Source organism: Microbacterium sp. NPDC058345, from assembly GCF_042723855.1.
GTDB lineage: Bacteria > Actinomycetota > Actinomycetes > Actinomycetales > Microbacteriaceae > Microbacterium.
The window spans coordinates 1,092,693-1,108,441 of record NZ_JBHXIG010000001.1 but is presented as its reverse complement, the minus strand read 5'-3'; the positions used below and the strand labels follow the sequence as shown (position 1 = coordinate 1,108,441).

Genomic DNA, 15,749 nt, shown 5'->3' with positions numbered 1-15,749 from the left:
GGGCGGCGCCGCTCAGGCGGGCGGAGCCGCGATGGACCCGCGATCGAGGAAGCGCGTGGGCAGCACCATGGTGCGCACGGGGGCATCGGGCTCGTCGATGCGCTCGAGCAGCGCGCGCAGCGCGGTGGCGCCCAGCGATCCGGCATCCTGCACCCTGGAGGAGACGCCGGGGCGGACCATGCTCATCCACGGCGCATCGTCGAAGCCGGCGACGCTGACATCCTCCGGAACGCGCAGGCCCAGTTCGGCGGCGGCGCGCCAGGTGCCCTCGGTGAGCACGTTGTTCGCCGCGAAGACGGCCGTGGGGCGGTCGGGCAGAGAGAGGACGCGACGCGCGGCTGCGGCGGCCTCCTCGGCATCCCATCCGGCCTGGACGATCAGCGCCTCGTCCGGACGCACCCGGTGCGCTGCCAGCGCATCGAGATAGCCCCGCTGGCGCTCCTCGCCGGTCGTCCATTCGGTCTCATCGATCAGCAGCGCGATGCGGCGGTGGCCGGCCGACAGCAGCCGTTCCGTGGTGTCGCGCGCGGCGACACGGTTGTCGACGACCACGGCATCCGTCGCGTCGGCGTCGAAGCGCCTGTCGACCTCGATCAGGGGCACGCCGACGCGGCTCAGGTAGGCGCTGAGCTGCGCGGAGACCGGGGTGGCGATCACGCCCGAGACCCGCGAGGCGACCAGCACCTCGGCGGCGTCGAGCTCGCGGTCGCCGTCGCCGTGCAGGTCGACGAGCACCAGCGTCCGGCCGTGCCTTCTCGCCTCCTCGCCGATGCCGGAGGCGAGCTCGGCGTAGAACACGTTGCGCAGGTCGGACACCAGCACGCCGACCGATCGGCTGGTGCGCTGCTTGAGGCTGCGTGCGGTCGCGTCGACCACGTAGCCGATCTCCTTCGCCACGGCGCGCACGCGCTCGCGCACCTCCGGCGCCGCGTATCCGTTGCCGGAGAGCGCCCGCGATGCGGTGGAGCGCGAGACGCCGGCGGCGTCCGCGACCTCCCGGATCGTGGGTCGAGGGACCGGCTGCCGGCGCTGCTCGCTCATGCGCTGTGCCCCGCGAGGAGTTCCGAGGAGTCGACGTCCCGTACGTCCAGGAGAGCCTCGGCGTGCTGGCCGAGACGCAGCTCGCCCACCGTCACATCGACGGCGATGCGATGCCGGCGACCGGCGGAGGCGGGGGTGACCGTCAGCGGCACGGAGGTCTCCTCTCGGGTGTCGAGGTCGAGGACGATCTCGGGCTGGGACGAGCGCCAGCCTATCGGCAAGACCGGGGCCAGCCGGACGGAGGCGGGTGTCGGCAGCGGGTTGCGCACGCGCACGATGTAGTCGAGTTCCTCGTCGACGACGGCTCGACGACGGTACGGCAGCAGGCGCGCTGTCTGCCCGTCGGGTGCGATCGCGAGCTCGTCGAGGGGCAGCAGCCGCTCGTGCAGCTCGTCGACGAGACGGGCGGATCGGGTGAGGTGGTCGAGGTACTCGTCGTCGACCCAGCGCGGCTCCCAGTGCCCGCTGGCCATCAGTCCCGGTGCGACCCGCCGGTAGAGGGCGGCGCTCTGCGCGTAGTCGCCCACCCGGAACAGGTTGCGGTACTGGTAGTTCATGATGTCGCGCCGGCCGTCCCTGCCGCCGAGCCCCTCCTGCTGGTCGCCCGTGAACATCACCGTCGTCCCGTCGACCTCGAGCGAGTAGGCGACCGCGTAGAGCGTGTGGCCCGGCTGCGCGTGCGCCGTGAACGTGTACTCGTTCCACGTGAACGGCTCATCCAGGGGCAGCACCCGGTCGGCCACGATGGGGTCGTACCACTGGCAGGGAAGGTCCTCCCACCACGGATCGGCCATCGTGGGGGCGACGTTCTCGGGTATCCAGATCTCGGTGCCCTCGACATCCCGCAGCAGCGGCATGCCCGCGATGTGGTCGTCGTGGTAGTGCGTGGGCAGCGCGACCGAGATCCGTGTCACACCGTGATCGCGGCGCAGCGCCGGCAGTGACGCGAGCCAGGGGCGTCGCGCTGCGCGCTCCTGACCGGGCACCAGGCCGGTGGTCATGTCGTAGCCGTAGTCGATGATCAGCGCCTCGCCGGTCTGCGACAGCAGCACGTACGAGCACGACATCGACGTGCGGTTGAGCAGCAGATGCGGTGTGAGCGCGAGGAAGGGGTCGTCGAGCCTGGCGAGCAGATCCCAGGGGTAGGAGCGACGGGAGTCGACATACTCCTGCATGACCACGGCCAGCGCCTCGAGGGCACCTTGCGCATCGTCCATGACGTCGCCGTGCGAGGGGGCGAGCCGGTCCACGCCCTCGCGGGCCAGCATCCGAGCGCTGAGCACCGTCATCGCCGGCCCCTCGGTCTGCGTGTACGACCACTGCGTCGCCGCGAGCGACCACACCTTGCCCGGCGCGTAGATCAGATCGCCCGAGAAGGCCAGCGTCTCGCCGTCGCGCTCGAGCAGATATGACACCGAGCCGATCGTATGGCCGGGGGTCGGCAGCACGCGCAGCTGCACGCCCGCGACCGTCAGCACGCGGTACTCGGGCACGGTCGCGTGCACCGGCACCGAGTCGAGCAGTGAGAACCGGTCCTGGCGCAGGTTGTAGTCGTTGTCGAGCTGCCGTGCGGTCCACATCTCCTCGACCCGGTCGAACAGCTCGCGCTCCACCGGTGGCACGTGGATGCGGGCGCCGTGCGCCGCGGCGAGCGGAAGCCCCTGGGCCTGGTCGCGGTGGTGGTGCGTCATGACCACGTCGGTGATGCGACGGATGCCGAGCTCGGCCAGGTGCTGCAGCGCCAGGCCCGAGCCGAAGTCGACGGCCACGGCATCCCGCTCGCCCTCCGGCGCGCCCGGATCGACGAGCAGGTAGACGTGACAGGTGTCGGCGATGCGCCACACCCCGCGGGCGATTTCGGCGATGCTCACGATCGGCTCGCTCGGTACGCGTCCCAGGTGCGTGCGATCTCGGCGAGGTGCTCGACGTCGATCGGCTCCTCGCCGTGCATCTGCTCCACGTAGTACAGCGCCGGCACGCCGAGCTTCGCCTGGGTGCGGGCGTAGTCCAGCCACTCCTCACGGTTCGGCATCGGCCACTGGTCGGTGTCGACCGGATGCTCCGGCAGCACCGCCGCGATGATCTCGTGCCTCGCACGCAGCTGCGCGGCGACCGACACCGCCTCGCCGTCGCGGTCGTGCTCGAGCACGTCGTTGGTGCGGATCATGTCGGCGATGTCGCCGAACGACGGATGCACGGTATGGGTGATGACGAGGGCGTCGGGCTTGATCCGGGTGGCGGCGGCGTGGAGCCTGGCCACCAGACGGTGCAGTGCGGCGATGCCCCACACGCCGTCGCTGTCCGGCGCCGGGCGGAGTGTGGCGCCGCTGGGCGTGCGCTGCGTGAAGTCCAGCTTGAATCCGTCGGCGTCGAGTCCGCCTGCGGAGAGCAGCCGGTCCACCATCCGGTCGAGACGTGCGAGGTACGCGGGGCTCCCGGGATCCGCGGCCACGGGCCGCCCCGCGGCATCCGTGATGCACTCCTCGGCGGGCAGGCCCGCCGGGTCCCATGCCTTCCACCACAGCAGCACGCGCCGGCCCTCCGCGTGCCGGTCGGCGATCCATCCGCTCAGGTCGGGCCAGGCGTCCTGGTCCGGTTCCGCGGTGCCGTACTCGGCCTGCCAGCGGTCGTCGACGACGATCGTTCCCGGGTCGAGCGAGACCTCGGCCAGCCGCGCGAGGAACTCGTCGTAGATCTCCTGTCGGCACAGGTCGGGTGCCGGTGCGCCTCCGCGCGCGACCTGCGCACCCCACCCGCAGAAGATCGGCTCGAGCCACCAGGGCCGCACGGTCTTGCTCGCCGACGGCGCGTGGCCGGCGCGCTGCAGGTCGTCGCGGTACTCGGTCAGCGCGGCGGCGGGCGATGCCGTCGGGCGCAGCACCAGTACCGGCGATCGCCAGCGGCCGTCGACCCGCGTGTGCCCCTCGTGGGCGAGTCGCACCAGGGCGCCGTCGTCCACGGGGTCGTAGCGCATCGTCGTGAAGCGCAGCGTCTCGACGGGACCGCGCAGCCAGGCGGCGAGCCAGGCCCCCTCGCCCGGCGTGAACGCATCGGTCACCGGCGCACGACCGAAGGCGAGGGCGAGCGGTGGAGGGGAGAAGATGCCGTTCAGGCGTCCCGGATCGGCGTCGCCGACGACTCCGAGCGAGGCCGCCGACCAGATCGGGCGCACGAAGGCGACCGGCTCGGTGGGGCTGGGCACATAGAGCGAGTGGGCGTCGAAGCCCGAACGGAACGTGCCGGCGGCGCCCGTGGTGAGGATGCCGTCGCCGCCGAGCAGGGTGACATCCGTGATGTCGCCCTCTCCCTCGGCGTCGAGCACGATCTCGACGGCATCGGAGGTGCAGCGCAGCTCGAGCGTGCGCTCTCGCCAGGCCGTCGATTCGGTGCGCACGGTCACGACGATCGCGTCGCCGTCGGCCCGCACCTCGGGCTCGGCATGCCGCATGCTCTCGTCGCGGTTCTGGCGGGTGTGGATGCTCGACAGCGCGCACAGCCGCATCCAGCGGGCGCCGTCGGCGTCCGCCAGCTCGAAGTACGGGGAGCGGGCGATGCCGGAGGGTCCGGTTGTCCATGACAGCGAGTAGCTCGCTGCGCGGATGGTGCTCCGTTGCGGGTCTCTCGTCACTGAGGGCGCGGCGCTCATGACGTCCATCCTATGTGATAACGTTCCCACGTGCGCGAAGACGACACCGTTTCTGCTGCTCCCCTGCTTCCGCATCCGCGCCGGATCGAGTTCGGGGCGGGGCGGCATCCGCTCGCGGATGTGCTCGCCTCCCTCGCCGAGGTGCACGACCCCGCGGTGCCCGCTGAGGGGTACCGCCTGCGGGTGCACGGCGGGCGGGGCGAGGTGCGCGCCTCGGGCGCGCGGGGGTTCCGGCATGCGCGGACGACCCTCGCCGACGTGGCCGCCGTCCACGGCGCTGTGCCCGACGTGACCGTCGACGACGCCCCGATGCTCGCCAGGCGGGGCATCATCGAGGGGTTCTACGGCGAGCCGTGGTCGCACGACGAACGCCGGTCCGCCCTGCGCCTGGCCGGACGGCTGAAGCTCAACTCCTACGTCTATGCGCCCAAGGACGATCCGTACCATCGGGTGCGCTGGCGCGAGCCGTACCCCGATGACGAGCTGGCGCTGCTCGCGGATCTCGCCCGAGAGGGCGCCGATCACGGCGTCGACGTCGTCGTCGCCCTGCATCCGGCGGGATCGATGGTGTTCTCGGACGAGGCCGAGCACGACCTGCTCGCCGCGAAGGCGCGGCAGCTGCTCGACGCGGGCGTGCCGGACGTCGCCCTGCTCTTCGACGATGTGCCGCCGACGCCGGTGCACGCGCAGGACACGGAGCGGTTCGGCGACGACGGGCGCGCGCTCGGCGAGGCGCATGCGCTCACCGTTCGCCGGTTCGGCGAGGCGCTGACCGGCCGGCGCGCGGGATCCGAGCTGCTCGTGGTGCCGATGGACTACGCCGGGGTGGCCGGCTCGGACTACCGCGCCGCGTTCGCCGCCGGCCTGCCGGACGAAGCGCTGGTGTGGTGGACGGGCAGCGACATCGTGGTCGGCGCGATCACCAGGGATGACATCGACGATGCGGCGGCGGTCTTCGGCGAGCGGCTGCTGCTGTGGGACAACTTCCCCGTCAACGACTTCGATCGGGGCCGGGCGTTCCTCGGCCCGCTGCTCGGCCGCACGGCAGGCGTCGAGGGATCGGCGCTGCGCGGGGCGTGGTCGAACCCGATGGTGGAGTACGCCCCCGGCGGATTCGGGATCGCGGCGTTCGCCGACTGGGCATGGAACCCCGCGGACTACGAGCCGGCACGCGCGGCGCGGGCCGCGCTGCGCATCATCGCCGGTGACCAGGCGCAGGCGCTGGCGCCGCTGGTGCGGACGCTGTCGTCGTGGCCGCCGTCCGCGCCGATGGATGCCGAGCTCGAGCGTCTCGCCGACGACAGCCTCGCCGGATCGGATGCGGCCGCCGCGGACCTTCGGACCCGGCTCGAGGAACTGCACGCGCTGGGCCTCGTGACGACCGAGCAGGAGCCCGCCCGCTCGCTGGCGCCATGGCTGCGCGCGGCGGCCGACATGGCCGCGGCAGGGCTCGTGGCCCTGGATCTGCGAGATGCGCGTGCCGGCGCGACCGTCGCGATGGTCGAGGCGGCGCTGACGCGGGCCGAAACCCATCACGCGAAGGTGGCCGTCGACGTCGTTCCGCGGTTCGCCCGCACGGTCGCCGGTCTTCAGGAGCGCGCGGTGGAGCCGGCCGACGCCTGACCGTCCGAGGCGACGTCAGGGCAGTTGCGCGACGAACGCGTCGGCGCCAGACTCCGGTGAGGCCATCGCCCGCGGATCGTCGCCGGCTCCGGCCGCCATCGACGCCTGCGCCAGCACGATCGCATCGACGTCTGCGGCGTCGGCCACCGCCGCGGCGATGAGCGCGTCATGCCGGGCGAGGTCGCCCGCGGCCCGGGCGGAGGCCGCCCCGGCCACGACGTGCGACGAGACGTCGATCGCCGACCCGGCCCGCGCGGCGGCAGCCTGCACGAGACGCGTCGTCGGCCCGAGGGTCGCGTCGAGGGTGGCGAGAACGAGCACCCTCCCTGTGCCGGATGCCGCGCGCCGCACCGCTGCGGCGGCCATCGCCTCGTCGACGCGGCGCAGCGGCACGCCGACGGCCTGGGCCGCCTCGACGGCTGCCTCGCCGATCGACGAGCAGGTGACGAGCACCGCGCTCGCCCCGGCGTCGCGCAGCGCCGAAAGGTGACCGCGCAGCGCCGCGCGGACGTCGTCGGTCACCCCGCCCGCGACCGCACGGGAGAGCAGAGAGGCGTCGGCGACGTGCACCACGTCGAGGTCGTCGCGACGGGCCAGCAGCAACTCGTGGAACACCGGGACGAGGGCGGGCACGGTGTGCAGCACGCCGACGCGCACGGTCATGCCGAGCCTCCGTCGCCGCCGGCGGAGCCGGGCCCGGATGCCGCCTCCCGCCAGGGTCGCGCGTGTGCGTCGACCACGTCGGCGAGCGCCCGCAGCCGGTCCACCGATCGGCGCCGCAGCTCCTCGCGAAGGTCCTGCTCGCCGACGACGTCACTCCACAGCGCGCGTCCGGCGAGGAACCCGCTGGCGCCCTCCTGGCAGGCCGCCCGCACGGCATCCGCGAACCGGTCGCGCTCCACGCCCTGCGACAGCACCACCCAGGGGCCCGTCATACAGGCATCGAGCGCTGCGCTGGCGCGGCGCTGCTCGCCCTCATCGCCGGTGCCGGCGAGGGGGACCTGCGCCTTGTAGAGATCGGGTCGCAGGGCGGACAGCTCCCGTGCCGCCTCGCGGATGGCGGCATCCGCGTCGAAGTCCTGCTCACCCGGGGCCGCACGCACGACCGGCTCCAGCACCGAGAGCACGCCGCGGCTGCGGGCCTCGTCGATGAACCGCGCCGCCAGGCGCACCCGGTCGTCGCGACGGGCGTCGCGCCGCCAGATCAGCAGCAGCTTCAAGGCGTCGACCTGATCGGGGATGTCGGCGAGCGCCTCGTCGTCGAGGTCGGTGTCCTCCACCGGGCCGCCGTCGGCCTGATCGAGCGCATCGACGGCGAGGATGAGGCCGGTCTCCTCCGGGACGGCCGCGCGCACCGCGTCGAACCCGTACCGGCGGTCGGCGAGGAAGGCCGAGGCGTGCGGGGCGAGTGTCTCGGCGACGGCGACCTTGAAGTCGATGAGCACGTCGTCGTCGGGTCTGCCGAGTCCGGCGAGGTCGAACATGTGCCGCAGGCTCTCGCGCTGGTCCATGGCGACCATGGCGAAGGCACCGGTCGGGCGGGCGAGGGCGTCGAGGGTTGTCATCGTTCTCCTTCTTCGGGGCGGTGCGGTGCGCCGCCGCCGGTGCTGTCGCGCACGGCGGCGAGGAACCGGCGGTGCGCGTCGTCCAGGCCGGGCGCGACGGCGGGGGCGACCGGCTGCGCGCCGAGCGTCGCATCCTCGGACACGGCGTTCTCGCGCACCGCCGCGAGCAGTGCCGCGCCGGCGGCGACCGGTTCGCGGGCGTGGGTGAGCCGGGTGGGCACGCCGGCCGCCGCGGCGAGCGCGGGCCAGGCGCGGAGGCGGTGAGCGAGTGAGCCGAGGAGCACGAGGGACGTGCTCGGCGAGCCGGCGAGCCGGTCGGCGGTCTCCCTCATCCATCGGGCGTGCGAGACCAGCGACTGCAGCAGCGCACGGGCGCGGGCGTCGTGGTCGCCGTCGCCGAGGGTGTGGAGCACCGCCGCGGGGTCGGGATCCGGGCACTGCCGCCCCTCGGGGTAGGGGAGCACGGTCAGCTCGCTGGTGCGCCAGCGGCCGGGATCCTCGTCGGCGAGCAGCGCGATCGTTCCGGTGTTCTCGGCCTCCCAGCGGGCGAGCAGCGACCCGCAGGAGCGACTGCCGCCGAGCACGGTGCGGGCTGCGCCGTCGACCGTGCGCGACACGGCGAAGCCGGCGGTCACGGCATCCGCCCGGTCGATGTGCTCAGCCACCCGCACGACCGCCTCGGCGGTGCCGAGCGAGTCGGCCGCGTCTCCGGGCTGGCGGGCTCCGCCCGCCCAGGCGCCGACCGCGTGGTCGTGACCGGCGACGTGCACGGCGATGCCGCGGGGCAGCCCGAAGGCCGCAGCGCCGTCGTCGGTGAGGCCGGCCGGCTCGCCGGGAGCGCGCAGCGCGGGCAGCGTCTGCGACGCGATGCCGAGGGCGTCGAGCAGTTCCGCATCCCAGGCGTCGCCGTCGGCACCGGCCAGCATGGTGCGCACGGCGAGCGTGTGATCGAGCACGCGCTCACCGGTGAGCGCGTGAGCGACCATGTCCGCTGCCCCGGCCCAGTGCCGCATCGCGCGGAACAGCGCGGGCTGCTCGGCGCGCAGTGCGATCAGTCCGACCGCGGCGGGCTTCGTGGTCGCGGGCACGCCTGTGGTCTCGGGCAGCCCCGGGCGCAGCGCGAGCAGGTGGTCGAGGTGCGCGCGCTCGACGGCGCGATCCCAGCGCAGCAGGTCGGTGAGCGGCGCGCCGTCCGCATCCAGAACCGCACCGCTCTCGGCCATCGAGGCGATGCCGACGGCCGCGATCGGCGAGGAGGCGCGCAGGGCGCAGCAGCGTGCGGCGTCGGCCGCGACGGCGACCAGCGCGCGCGGATCGGAGGGCGTCGGGCGGTGCTCGAGGTGCAGCACGCGCACCCCGGCGTGCACGTCGACGAGGGCGGCCTTCGTCGACGTGCTTCCGATGTCCAGTCCCAGGACGAGCGTCACGTCGCCAAGTTTGTTACATTTTGAACAGAAAGTGCAAGTGTGTCAGATCTCACACATTCGGAGGACCCATGCGGTACACGGATGCGCCGGAGCGTCGCGCGCAGCTGGAACGCCAGATCTCGGCCGAGGGCTACCTCGCGTCCGCCGTGGCCGCCGCACGCCTGGGCGTGTCGGAGATGACCGTGCGCCGCGATCTGCGACTGCTCGAGGAGCAGGGCCTGGTGCGCCGCGTCGCGGGCGGTGCGGCACCGGCATCCGGCGGCGTCCCGTTCGAGAACCGCGACGCCGTCGGCACGGCGCAGAAGCGGGCGATCGCCGCGCTCGCCGCCGAAGAGGCGGCGGCGGCGAGCATCATCGCCCTCGACGCCGGCACCACCGTCGCCGCCACCGTGCCGCTGCTGCCCGAGGCGACCATCGTGACGCACTCGCAGCCCGTGATCGACGAGCTGGCGCGTGCGGCCTGCCCCCGGCTGATCGCCGTCGGCGGGCACTACCAGCCCGATACGCGCAGCTTCGCCGGCCCGCTCACCGAGCAGATGCTGCGCGGGGTGCGCTGCGATCTGGCGCTCCTCTCGGCGACGGCCGCCGACCGCGACGGGCTCTGGGGGGCGAACGTGCTCGATGCGGCGATCAAGCGCGTGCTGGCGGCCCAGTCGGCTCGCGTCGTGCTGCTCGCCGACGCCGGCAAACTGGCGACCTCGACGTCGGCGCCGGTGCGCATCGCCGGACTCGACGCCATCGACGTGCTCATCACCGACGACCGCGCCGACTCCGCCGCGCTCGCTCCCTTCCGGGCGGCGGGCATCGAGGTCAGGATCGCCCGATGACCCCGGGGCTCGGCGTCGTCGCCGACGACCTCACCGGGGCCTGTGACGTCGCCGCCGGACTCAGCGCTCTCGGCCTGCACGCGCAGATCAGCCTCGGCATCCCGGATGCGGCCGACCGACCCGACGCCGACGTCGCGGTCGTCGCGCTGAAGGCGCGCACCGCGCCGGCGGCGAGCGCCGTGGCCGACAGCATCGCGGCGGCGCGGATGCTGCGGGGCTGGGGAGCGACGCTGATCTACCAGAAGTACTGCTCGACCTTCGACTCCACGGATGCGGGCAACATCGGACCCGTCGCCGACGGCCTGCTCGACGAGATGACGGCCGATGCGATCTCGGTCGGCACGCCGGCCACGCCGTCCGTCGGGCGCACCCTGCACCACGGGCACCTCTTCGTCGGCGACCGGCTGCTCTCCGAGTCGTCGCTCGCGCAGCATCCGCTCACCCCGATGCACGATCCCGACCTGGTGCGCGTGCTGGCGCGGCAGACCCCGCACGCCGTCGGGCTGGTGCCCATCGAGGAGGTGCGCCGCGGCGCCTCGGCGGTCGCCGCGGCGATCCGCCGGCTGCGCGCACGCGGGGTGCGCCACCTTCTCGTCGACGCCGTACTGGACGACGATCTGGATGCGGTGGCGGCCGCGCTCGCCGAGACGCCCGACGTGCTCGCCGGTGGTGCGGCGGGGCTGATCACCGCCATCGCCCGGTCTCTCGCCCCCGGCCGGCCGCAACCGCCGCCGCCGGCCCCCGAAGGAAAGCCGCTGATCCTGTCGGGCAGCGGGTCGGAGCGCACGCGCGCCCAGGTCGCGGCGCACGGCGGGCCCCGATTCGACCTCGACCCGGATGCGGTTGCGGCGGATGCCCAGGCCGCGGTCGACGACGCCCTGGCGTTTCTCCGCGACACCGGGGAGGGGGTGCCGCTGATCACCGCGACGGCGGAACCCGACGAGGTCGCGCGCACACAGCAGCGCTGGGGCCGCGAAAGATCGGCGCAGCTGATCGAGAACGCCCTGGGCCGCATCGCGAGCGCCGCCGTGGCCGAGCACGGCGTGCGCAGGATCCTCGTCGCCGGTGGCGAGACGTCCGGTGCGGTCGCCGCGGCGCTGGGCGTCAGGACGCTCCGGGTGCGCCGGGTCGTGGCGCCCGGTGTCGCGTGGACCACGGCCGCCGACCGTGCCGGGCGGATGCTGGATCTGTGCCTGAAGTCCGGCAACTTCGGCGGCGTCGACCTCCTCGCCGCCGCCTGGGAGGAGGCGCCGTGAGCGCAGACGCACTGATCGCGGCCTGCCGCGCGCTCGCCGAGGCGGGGCTGTCGCCGGGCAGCTCCGGCAATGCCAGCATCCGCGACGGGGACCGCATCCTCATCACTCCGACCGGATCATCGCTGCGTCGGGTGACCGCCGACGACCTCGCCGTGCTCGACGCCGCCGGTGCGCACCTCTCCGGACCGGCGCCCACCAAGGAGTGGGCGATGCACGTGGCCGCGTACCGGGCGCGCCCCGACGCCGGCGCCGTCGTGCACCTGCATTCGCGGGCCGCGACCGCGATCTCGTGCCTGACCCCTCCCGCGGGAGACGATCCGCTGCCGGCGTACACCCCGTACCGGGTGCGGATGCTGGGTCGCGTGGAGCTCGTCGCCTACGCGTCGCCGGGCTCGCCCGCTCTCGCCGAGGGGGTGGGCGCGGCAGCGGCGCGCAGCGCCTGCCTGCTGCTCGCCCACCACGGAAGCGTCGTCTGCGCGCCGGACATCGTGCGTGCGGTCGATCTCAGCGAAGAGCTCGAGGCGGCCGCCGAGCTGACGCTCACCCTGCACGGGCGCGATGCGCGCACGCTCGACCCGGCGACGGCCTGGGGCTGAACCGGCTCACACCGCGAGCACCGCGCCGGCATCGCGCAGCCGCTCCTGCAACTGTGCGACGTCGACGTCCTGCACCACTCCGTCGTCCCGCGCCGCCATCGCCGCGGCCGTGCCGGCCGCATGGCCGAGCATCTGGTACTGCGGCTCCATCCGGATCGACGAGAACGCGACGTGCGACGCCGACACGCAGACCGCCGCCAGCACGTTCTCGCACTCCGCGCGCCGCGGCGTCAGCGCGCGGTATCCGATGCCATAGACGGGCACGCGCACCGACAGGTATCCCTCGGTGACCACCATGGCGATCGGGTCGGGATGCTCGTACACCCATTGCCAGCTGCGCTGCACCTCCCGGACGTCGAGGTGATACGACCCGAGCGCGATCACGTCCTGCGGCACGCGGCCGGCGCGCAGGTCGTGCTCCGTGAGCACCGTGCCGGCGACCATGCGGCGCGCCTCGCGGACGTAGAGCTGATGCGGCAGGTGCCCGGTGTCGGCGAACTCGTCGGCCGGCAGGCCCCAGCGCTGCATCTCGTGACGGATGCTCGCCGGCACCGCGGGGTCATTGGCCAGGAACCACAGCAGATCCTCGGCGTGGTGCCGGTGGTGCCGGCGGATCCGCTCGCGTCCGGCGGGATCGGCGAGGGGATAGTCCCAGGCGCTGCCGTCGAGCACGCTCAGCGAGAACGGGCCGAGCGAGTTGCCGTCGGCCTTGCCGCCCGGCAGGTTGGGCTCGAGGCCGATGTAGCGACCCGCCGGGTGCACATCGCCGCGGCGTGCCGCATCAGCGAAGAGGCGACGGCCCAGCTCCCAGTGCGCATCGTCGTACCCGCCGCGGCGACGGAACGGGATGCGATCGGGTGCCTGCGACAGGCACACCCGGTAGCCGTAGGACATCACCCCGCCGTCGCCCGCGCCGACCTCGGCGAGGGGGCCCGGCTTGATCTGCGGCAGCAGCGGGCCAGGAGTCGTCCCGCGCGGGTCGTCGCGGAACGGCGAGATCCACGGCGGCGTCGCGTGCCTGCCAGGGGCGATCTCGCGCCGGCCGGCGAACTGCTCGCCGTGCAGCGAGCGCGACTCACGCCCGACGACGCACGAGATCCCCGCGGCCGCGAGCAGATCGCCCTCGTATCCGGCATCCACGAAGACCGCGGCATCGACGTGCGTGCCGTCGCCCAGGGCGAGCGCGCTGACGCGCCCGCCCTGCGACTCCACCCGGTCGAGCGCGGCGCCGAAGAGCACGTCCACGCCGGCGCGCTCGAGCCAGCCGCGCATGATCTGCTCGGCGGCATGCGGCTCAGGACCCGCGTAGCGTCCCACGGCGACGCCGTAGTGCTCGGCCACGGCGGCGCGGAACTCGGCGGCCATGCCGCCCAGCGCCCGCACATCTCCGATGTCGGTGTAGCCGAGACCGCCGCTGGTCATGCCCCCGACGTGCCGGCCCGGCTCGATGAGCACGGTGCGCGCGCCCGCCCTTGCCGCGGCGACGGCGGCGCACACGCCGGCCGAGGTGGCGCCGTACACCACGACATCCGCCGAGATCATCGCCTCACCTCCCGCGCCTGCCGGTGTCGGCCATGCACACGACGCGCTTCCCGCGCAAGATCTGTTCCGAAGCGCTCGACCTGTCTAGGCTCGCCGCATGGAGATGAGGTCCGGCGCCCGCGCGCTGCGCGGACGGTTGCATCAGGGGGAACTCGCCCCGTATAGTCGCACCCATGTGGTAACGATGCCACACTTCGACGGGAGCTGCGTGATGAGACACACGAACCGCCTGGTCCCCTGCACGTCAGGGGCGCTGCGATGACCGTCGCGTCCTCGCCCGAGGCGCTCGCCCCGGTGCAGGAGGAGGTCGCGAAGACGAGTCGATGGCGCCGCAAGGGTCCGCGGCCCGCCCGGGACCGCTACAACAAGCGCGAGGCTATCGCCGGATACCTGTTCATCGCCCCGTGGATCGTCGGCTTCCTCATCTTCACGGCCGGCGCGATGATCTACAGCCTCTACATCTCGTTCAGCAACTACAACCTCGCCACGAACACCGCGCGGCCGGTCGGCATCGATAACTACGCGCGCCTCTTCGAGGACCCGCGGGTGATGGTCGCGCTGGGCAACACGCTCTTCTACGTCGTGATGGCGGTGCCGTTCGAGATCATCTTCGCCCTGTTCCTCGCCATGCTGCTCAACCGCGTGGGTCGCGGAGCCGGCGTCTTCCGCACGCTGTACTACCTGCCGAAGATGACGCCCGCCGTGGCGACGGCCGCGGTGTTCTTCATGCTGCTCAACGGCAACACCGGCGTCATCAACGAGTTCCTGCGGCTTTTCGGCATCCCCGGCCCGCAATGGCTCGTCGATCCGGCATGGGTCAAGCCCAGCATCGTCATCATGACGCTGTGGACGGTCGCGGGCACGATGGTCATCTTCCTCGCCGCGCTGAAGAACGTGCCCGTCGAGCTCTATGAGGTCGCCTCCCTCGACGGCGCAGGGGCGGTGCGGAAGTTCTTCTCGATCACCCTGCCGATGATCTCGGGGGCGATGTTCTTCAACGTCATCGTGCTGTCGATCGCGGCGTTCCAGATCTTCGACCAGGCGTACCTGCTGTTCTGGCGAGATCAGAGCAACTCCTCGCCAGAGGCGTCTCTGTTCTACGCCATCTATCTGTTCCAGCAGGCGTTCCGTCAGTTCAACTTCGGATTCGCCGCCGCGATGGCCTGGCTGCTGTTCGTCATCATCATGATCATCACGGTGATCCAGGTGAAGTTCGGAAACCGCTTCGTCTACTACGAAGGAGACCGCTGATGTCGGCATCGCTGCAGCAGGTACCGCCCCCGCAACGACCGGCCCGCGAGCTCGAGACCGAGCTGGTCACGGTGCCGAAGCGCTCCCGCTGGCGGCGCAACATGGCGCAGCCGCGCAGCTTCGCGTCGCGCATCGTGCTCACCATCGTGCTGATCGCGTTCGGGCTGCTGTTCCTGTACCCGTTCGTGTGGCTGATCGCGGCGAGCCTCAAGCCGCGCGGCGAGGTGTTCGACAACGCGCTCTTCCCGAAGACGGTCGTCTTCGAGAACTACGTCGAGGTCTGGAACCAGCTGCCGCTGATGAGCTGGCTGTGGAACAGCGTCGCCATCGCGGTCATCGCGGCGACCGCCGTGGCGGTGTCGAGCTCGATCGTGGCCTTCGGGTTCGCGTACTTCAAGTTCCCCGGACGAGGGCTGCTGTTCGGGCTGGTGCTGGCGACCATGATGCTCCCCGGCGCCGTGACGATGATCCCGATCTACCTCATCTGGAAGGAGACCGGGCTGCTCGGCACATGGGTGCCGCTGTGGGGCATGAACCTGTTCGGCTCGGCGTTCTACATCTTCCTGCAACGACAGTTCTTCCTGGGCCTGCCGCGCGAGCTCTTCGAGGCCGCCCGCCTGGACGGGGCGAGCTACTGGGGGCTGTTCTGGCGCATCGCGATGCCGCTGTCGATCCCGTCGTTCGTGATCGTCTTCCTCTTCGAGTTCCAGGCCAGCTGGAACAACCTGTATGCCGCGCTGATCTACCTCAACGCGGGCTCGATCGACGACTTCACCGCGCCACTGGGCATCGCCTACGCCATGACCAAGTACAGCCCGACGGCCGGAGGCCACGGCGACTACCAGTACGTCATGGTGGCGTCGCTCATCGTCACGCTGCCGATGCTCATCCTGTTCGCCTTCGGGCAGCGCTACTTCATCGAGGGCGTCGCCACGCAGGGGCGCAAGGGATGACCCGCTCTCTGGCATCGATTCC

The 15,749-nt window shown here is 72.5% G+C and carries 13 protein-coding genes; 6 read left to right on the top strand and 7 right to left on the bottom strand.

All coding sequences use genetic code 11. From position 1 onward, the window contains the following. Nucleotides 1-12: 12 nt before the first annotated feature. From ACFWH5_RS05170 to ACFWH5_RS05160, 3 genes are read right to left on the bottom strand one after another with little or no spacing between them, the layout of a single operon-like run. Nucleotides 13-1,041 (bottom strand): LacI family DNA-binding transcriptional regulator, encoded by a 1,029-nt coding sequence (locus ACFWH5_RS05170; RefSeq protein ID WP_378832514.1) that lies wholly within the window; start codon nucleotides 1,039-1,041, stop codon nucleotides 13-15. Continuing rightward, complete coding sequence (locus tag ACFWH5_RS05165; protein WP_378832512.1) at nucleotides 1,038-2,912, bottom strand: MBL fold metallo-hydrolase; 1,875 nt, start codon at nucleotides 2,910-2,912, stop codon at nucleotides 1,038-1,040. The genes ACFWH5_RS05170 and ACFWH5_RS05165 overlap by 4 nt, the downstream gene beginning before the upstream one ends. Beyond that, complete coding sequence (locus ACFWH5_RS05160; RefSeq protein WP_378832510.1) at nucleotides 2,909-4,687, bottom strand: hypothetical protein; 1,779 nt, start codon at nucleotides 4,685-4,687, stop codon at nucleotides 2,909-2,911. The genes ACFWH5_RS05165 and ACFWH5_RS05160 overlap by 4 nt, the downstream gene beginning before the upstream one ends. A gap of 30 nt (nucleotides 4,688-4,717) precedes the next feature. Here ACFWH5_RS05160 and ACFWH5_RS05155 point away from each other — a divergent pair, with 30 nt between their 5' ends. Then, complete coding sequence (locus tag ACFWH5_RS05155; RefSeq protein WP_378832507.1) at nucleotides 4,718-6,310, top strand: beta-N-acetylglucosaminidase domain-containing protein; 1,593 nt, start codon at nucleotides 4,718-4,720, stop codon at nucleotides 6,308-6,310. Between the two features lie 15 nt (nucleotides 6,311-6,325). Here the strand turns inward: ACFWH5_RS05155 and ACFWH5_RS05150 are convergent, their stop codons facing one another. From ACFWH5_RS05150 to ACFWH5_RS05140, 3 genes are read right to left on the bottom strand one after another with little or no spacing between them, the layout of a single operon-like run. Next, a complete protein-coding gene (locus ACFWH5_RS05150) occupies nucleotides 6,326-6,973 on the bottom strand; it encodes an aspartate/glutamate racemase family protein (RefSeq protein WP_378832505.1) in 648 nt (215 codons plus the stop codon). Beyond that, entirely contained in the window at nucleotides 6,970-7,875 is a 906-nt protein-coding gene (locus ACFWH5_RS05145; RefSeq protein ID WP_378832502.1) for a hypothetical protein, read from the bottom strand. The genes ACFWH5_RS05150 and ACFWH5_RS05145 overlap by 4 nt, the downstream gene beginning before the upstream one ends. Next, nucleotides 7,872-9,302: an FGGY family carbohydrate kinase gene (locus ACFWH5_RS05140; protein WP_378832500.1), complete on the bottom strand. Its 1,431-nt coding sequence runs from the start codon at nucleotides 9,300-9,302 to the stop codon at nucleotides 7,872-7,874. Before ACFWH5_RS05140 ends, ACFWH5_RS05145 begins: the two co-directional genes overlap by 4 nt. A 68-nt stretch (nucleotides 9,303-9,370) precedes the next feature. Between ACFWH5_RS05140 and ACFWH5_RS05135 the strand changes: the two genes are divergently transcribed. The 3 genes from ACFWH5_RS05135 to ACFWH5_RS05125 are packed head-to-tail and all read left to right on the top strand — an operon-like array spanning nucleotide 9,371 to nucleotide 11,981. Continuing rightward, nucleotides 9,371-10,129, top strand: a complete 759-nt coding sequence (locus ACFWH5_RS05135; RefSeq protein ID WP_378832498.1) for a DeoR/GlpR family DNA-binding transcription regulator — start codon at nucleotides 9,371-9,373, stop codon at nucleotides 10,127-10,129. Beyond that, a complete protein-coding gene (otnK, locus tag ACFWH5_RS05130) occupies nucleotides 10,126-11,385 on the top strand; it encodes a 3-oxo-tetronate kinase (protein WP_378832497.1) in 1,260 nt (419 codons plus the stop codon). Before ACFWH5_RS05135 ends, otnK begins: the two co-directional genes overlap by 4 nt. Then, nucleotides 11,382-11,981, top strand: a complete 600-nt coding sequence (locus ACFWH5_RS05125; protein ID WP_378832496.1) for a class II aldolase/adducin family protein — start codon at nucleotides 11,382-11,384, stop codon at nucleotides 11,979-11,981. The genes otnK and ACFWH5_RS05125 overlap by 4 nt, the downstream gene beginning before the upstream one ends. Before the next feature lie 6 nt (nucleotides 11,982-11,987). On the opposite strand, the gene ACFWH5_RS05120 is transcribed toward ACFWH5_RS05125, so the two are convergent. After that, entirely contained in the window at nucleotides 11,988-13,523 is a 1,536-nt protein-coding gene (locus ACFWH5_RS05120) for an FAD-dependent oxidoreductase (protein ID WP_378832494.1), read from the bottom strand. 258 nt (nucleotides 13,524-13,781) lie between these two features. Between ACFWH5_RS05120 and ACFWH5_RS05115 the strand changes: the two genes are divergently transcribed. Together ACFWH5_RS05115 and ACFWH5_RS05110 are read left to right on the top strand one after the other, a co-directional pair. Then, nucleotides 13,782-14,774 carry a carbohydrate ABC transporter permease gene (locus tag ACFWH5_RS05115; RefSeq protein WP_378832493.1) on the top strand — a complete coding sequence of 331 codons (993 nt, stop codon included), beginning with the start codon at nucleotides 13,782-13,784 and terminating at the stop codon, nucleotides 14,772-14,774. Further along, nucleotides 14,774-15,727 carry a carbohydrate ABC transporter permease gene (locus ACFWH5_RS05110; protein ID WP_378832491.1) on the top strand — a complete coding sequence of 318 codons (954 nt, stop codon included), beginning with the start codon at nucleotides 14,774-14,776 and terminating at the stop codon, nucleotides 15,725-15,727. Before ACFWH5_RS05115 ends, ACFWH5_RS05110 begins: the two co-directional genes overlap by 1 nt. The last annotated feature ends 22 nt before the right edge of the window (nucleotides 15,728-15,749 follow it).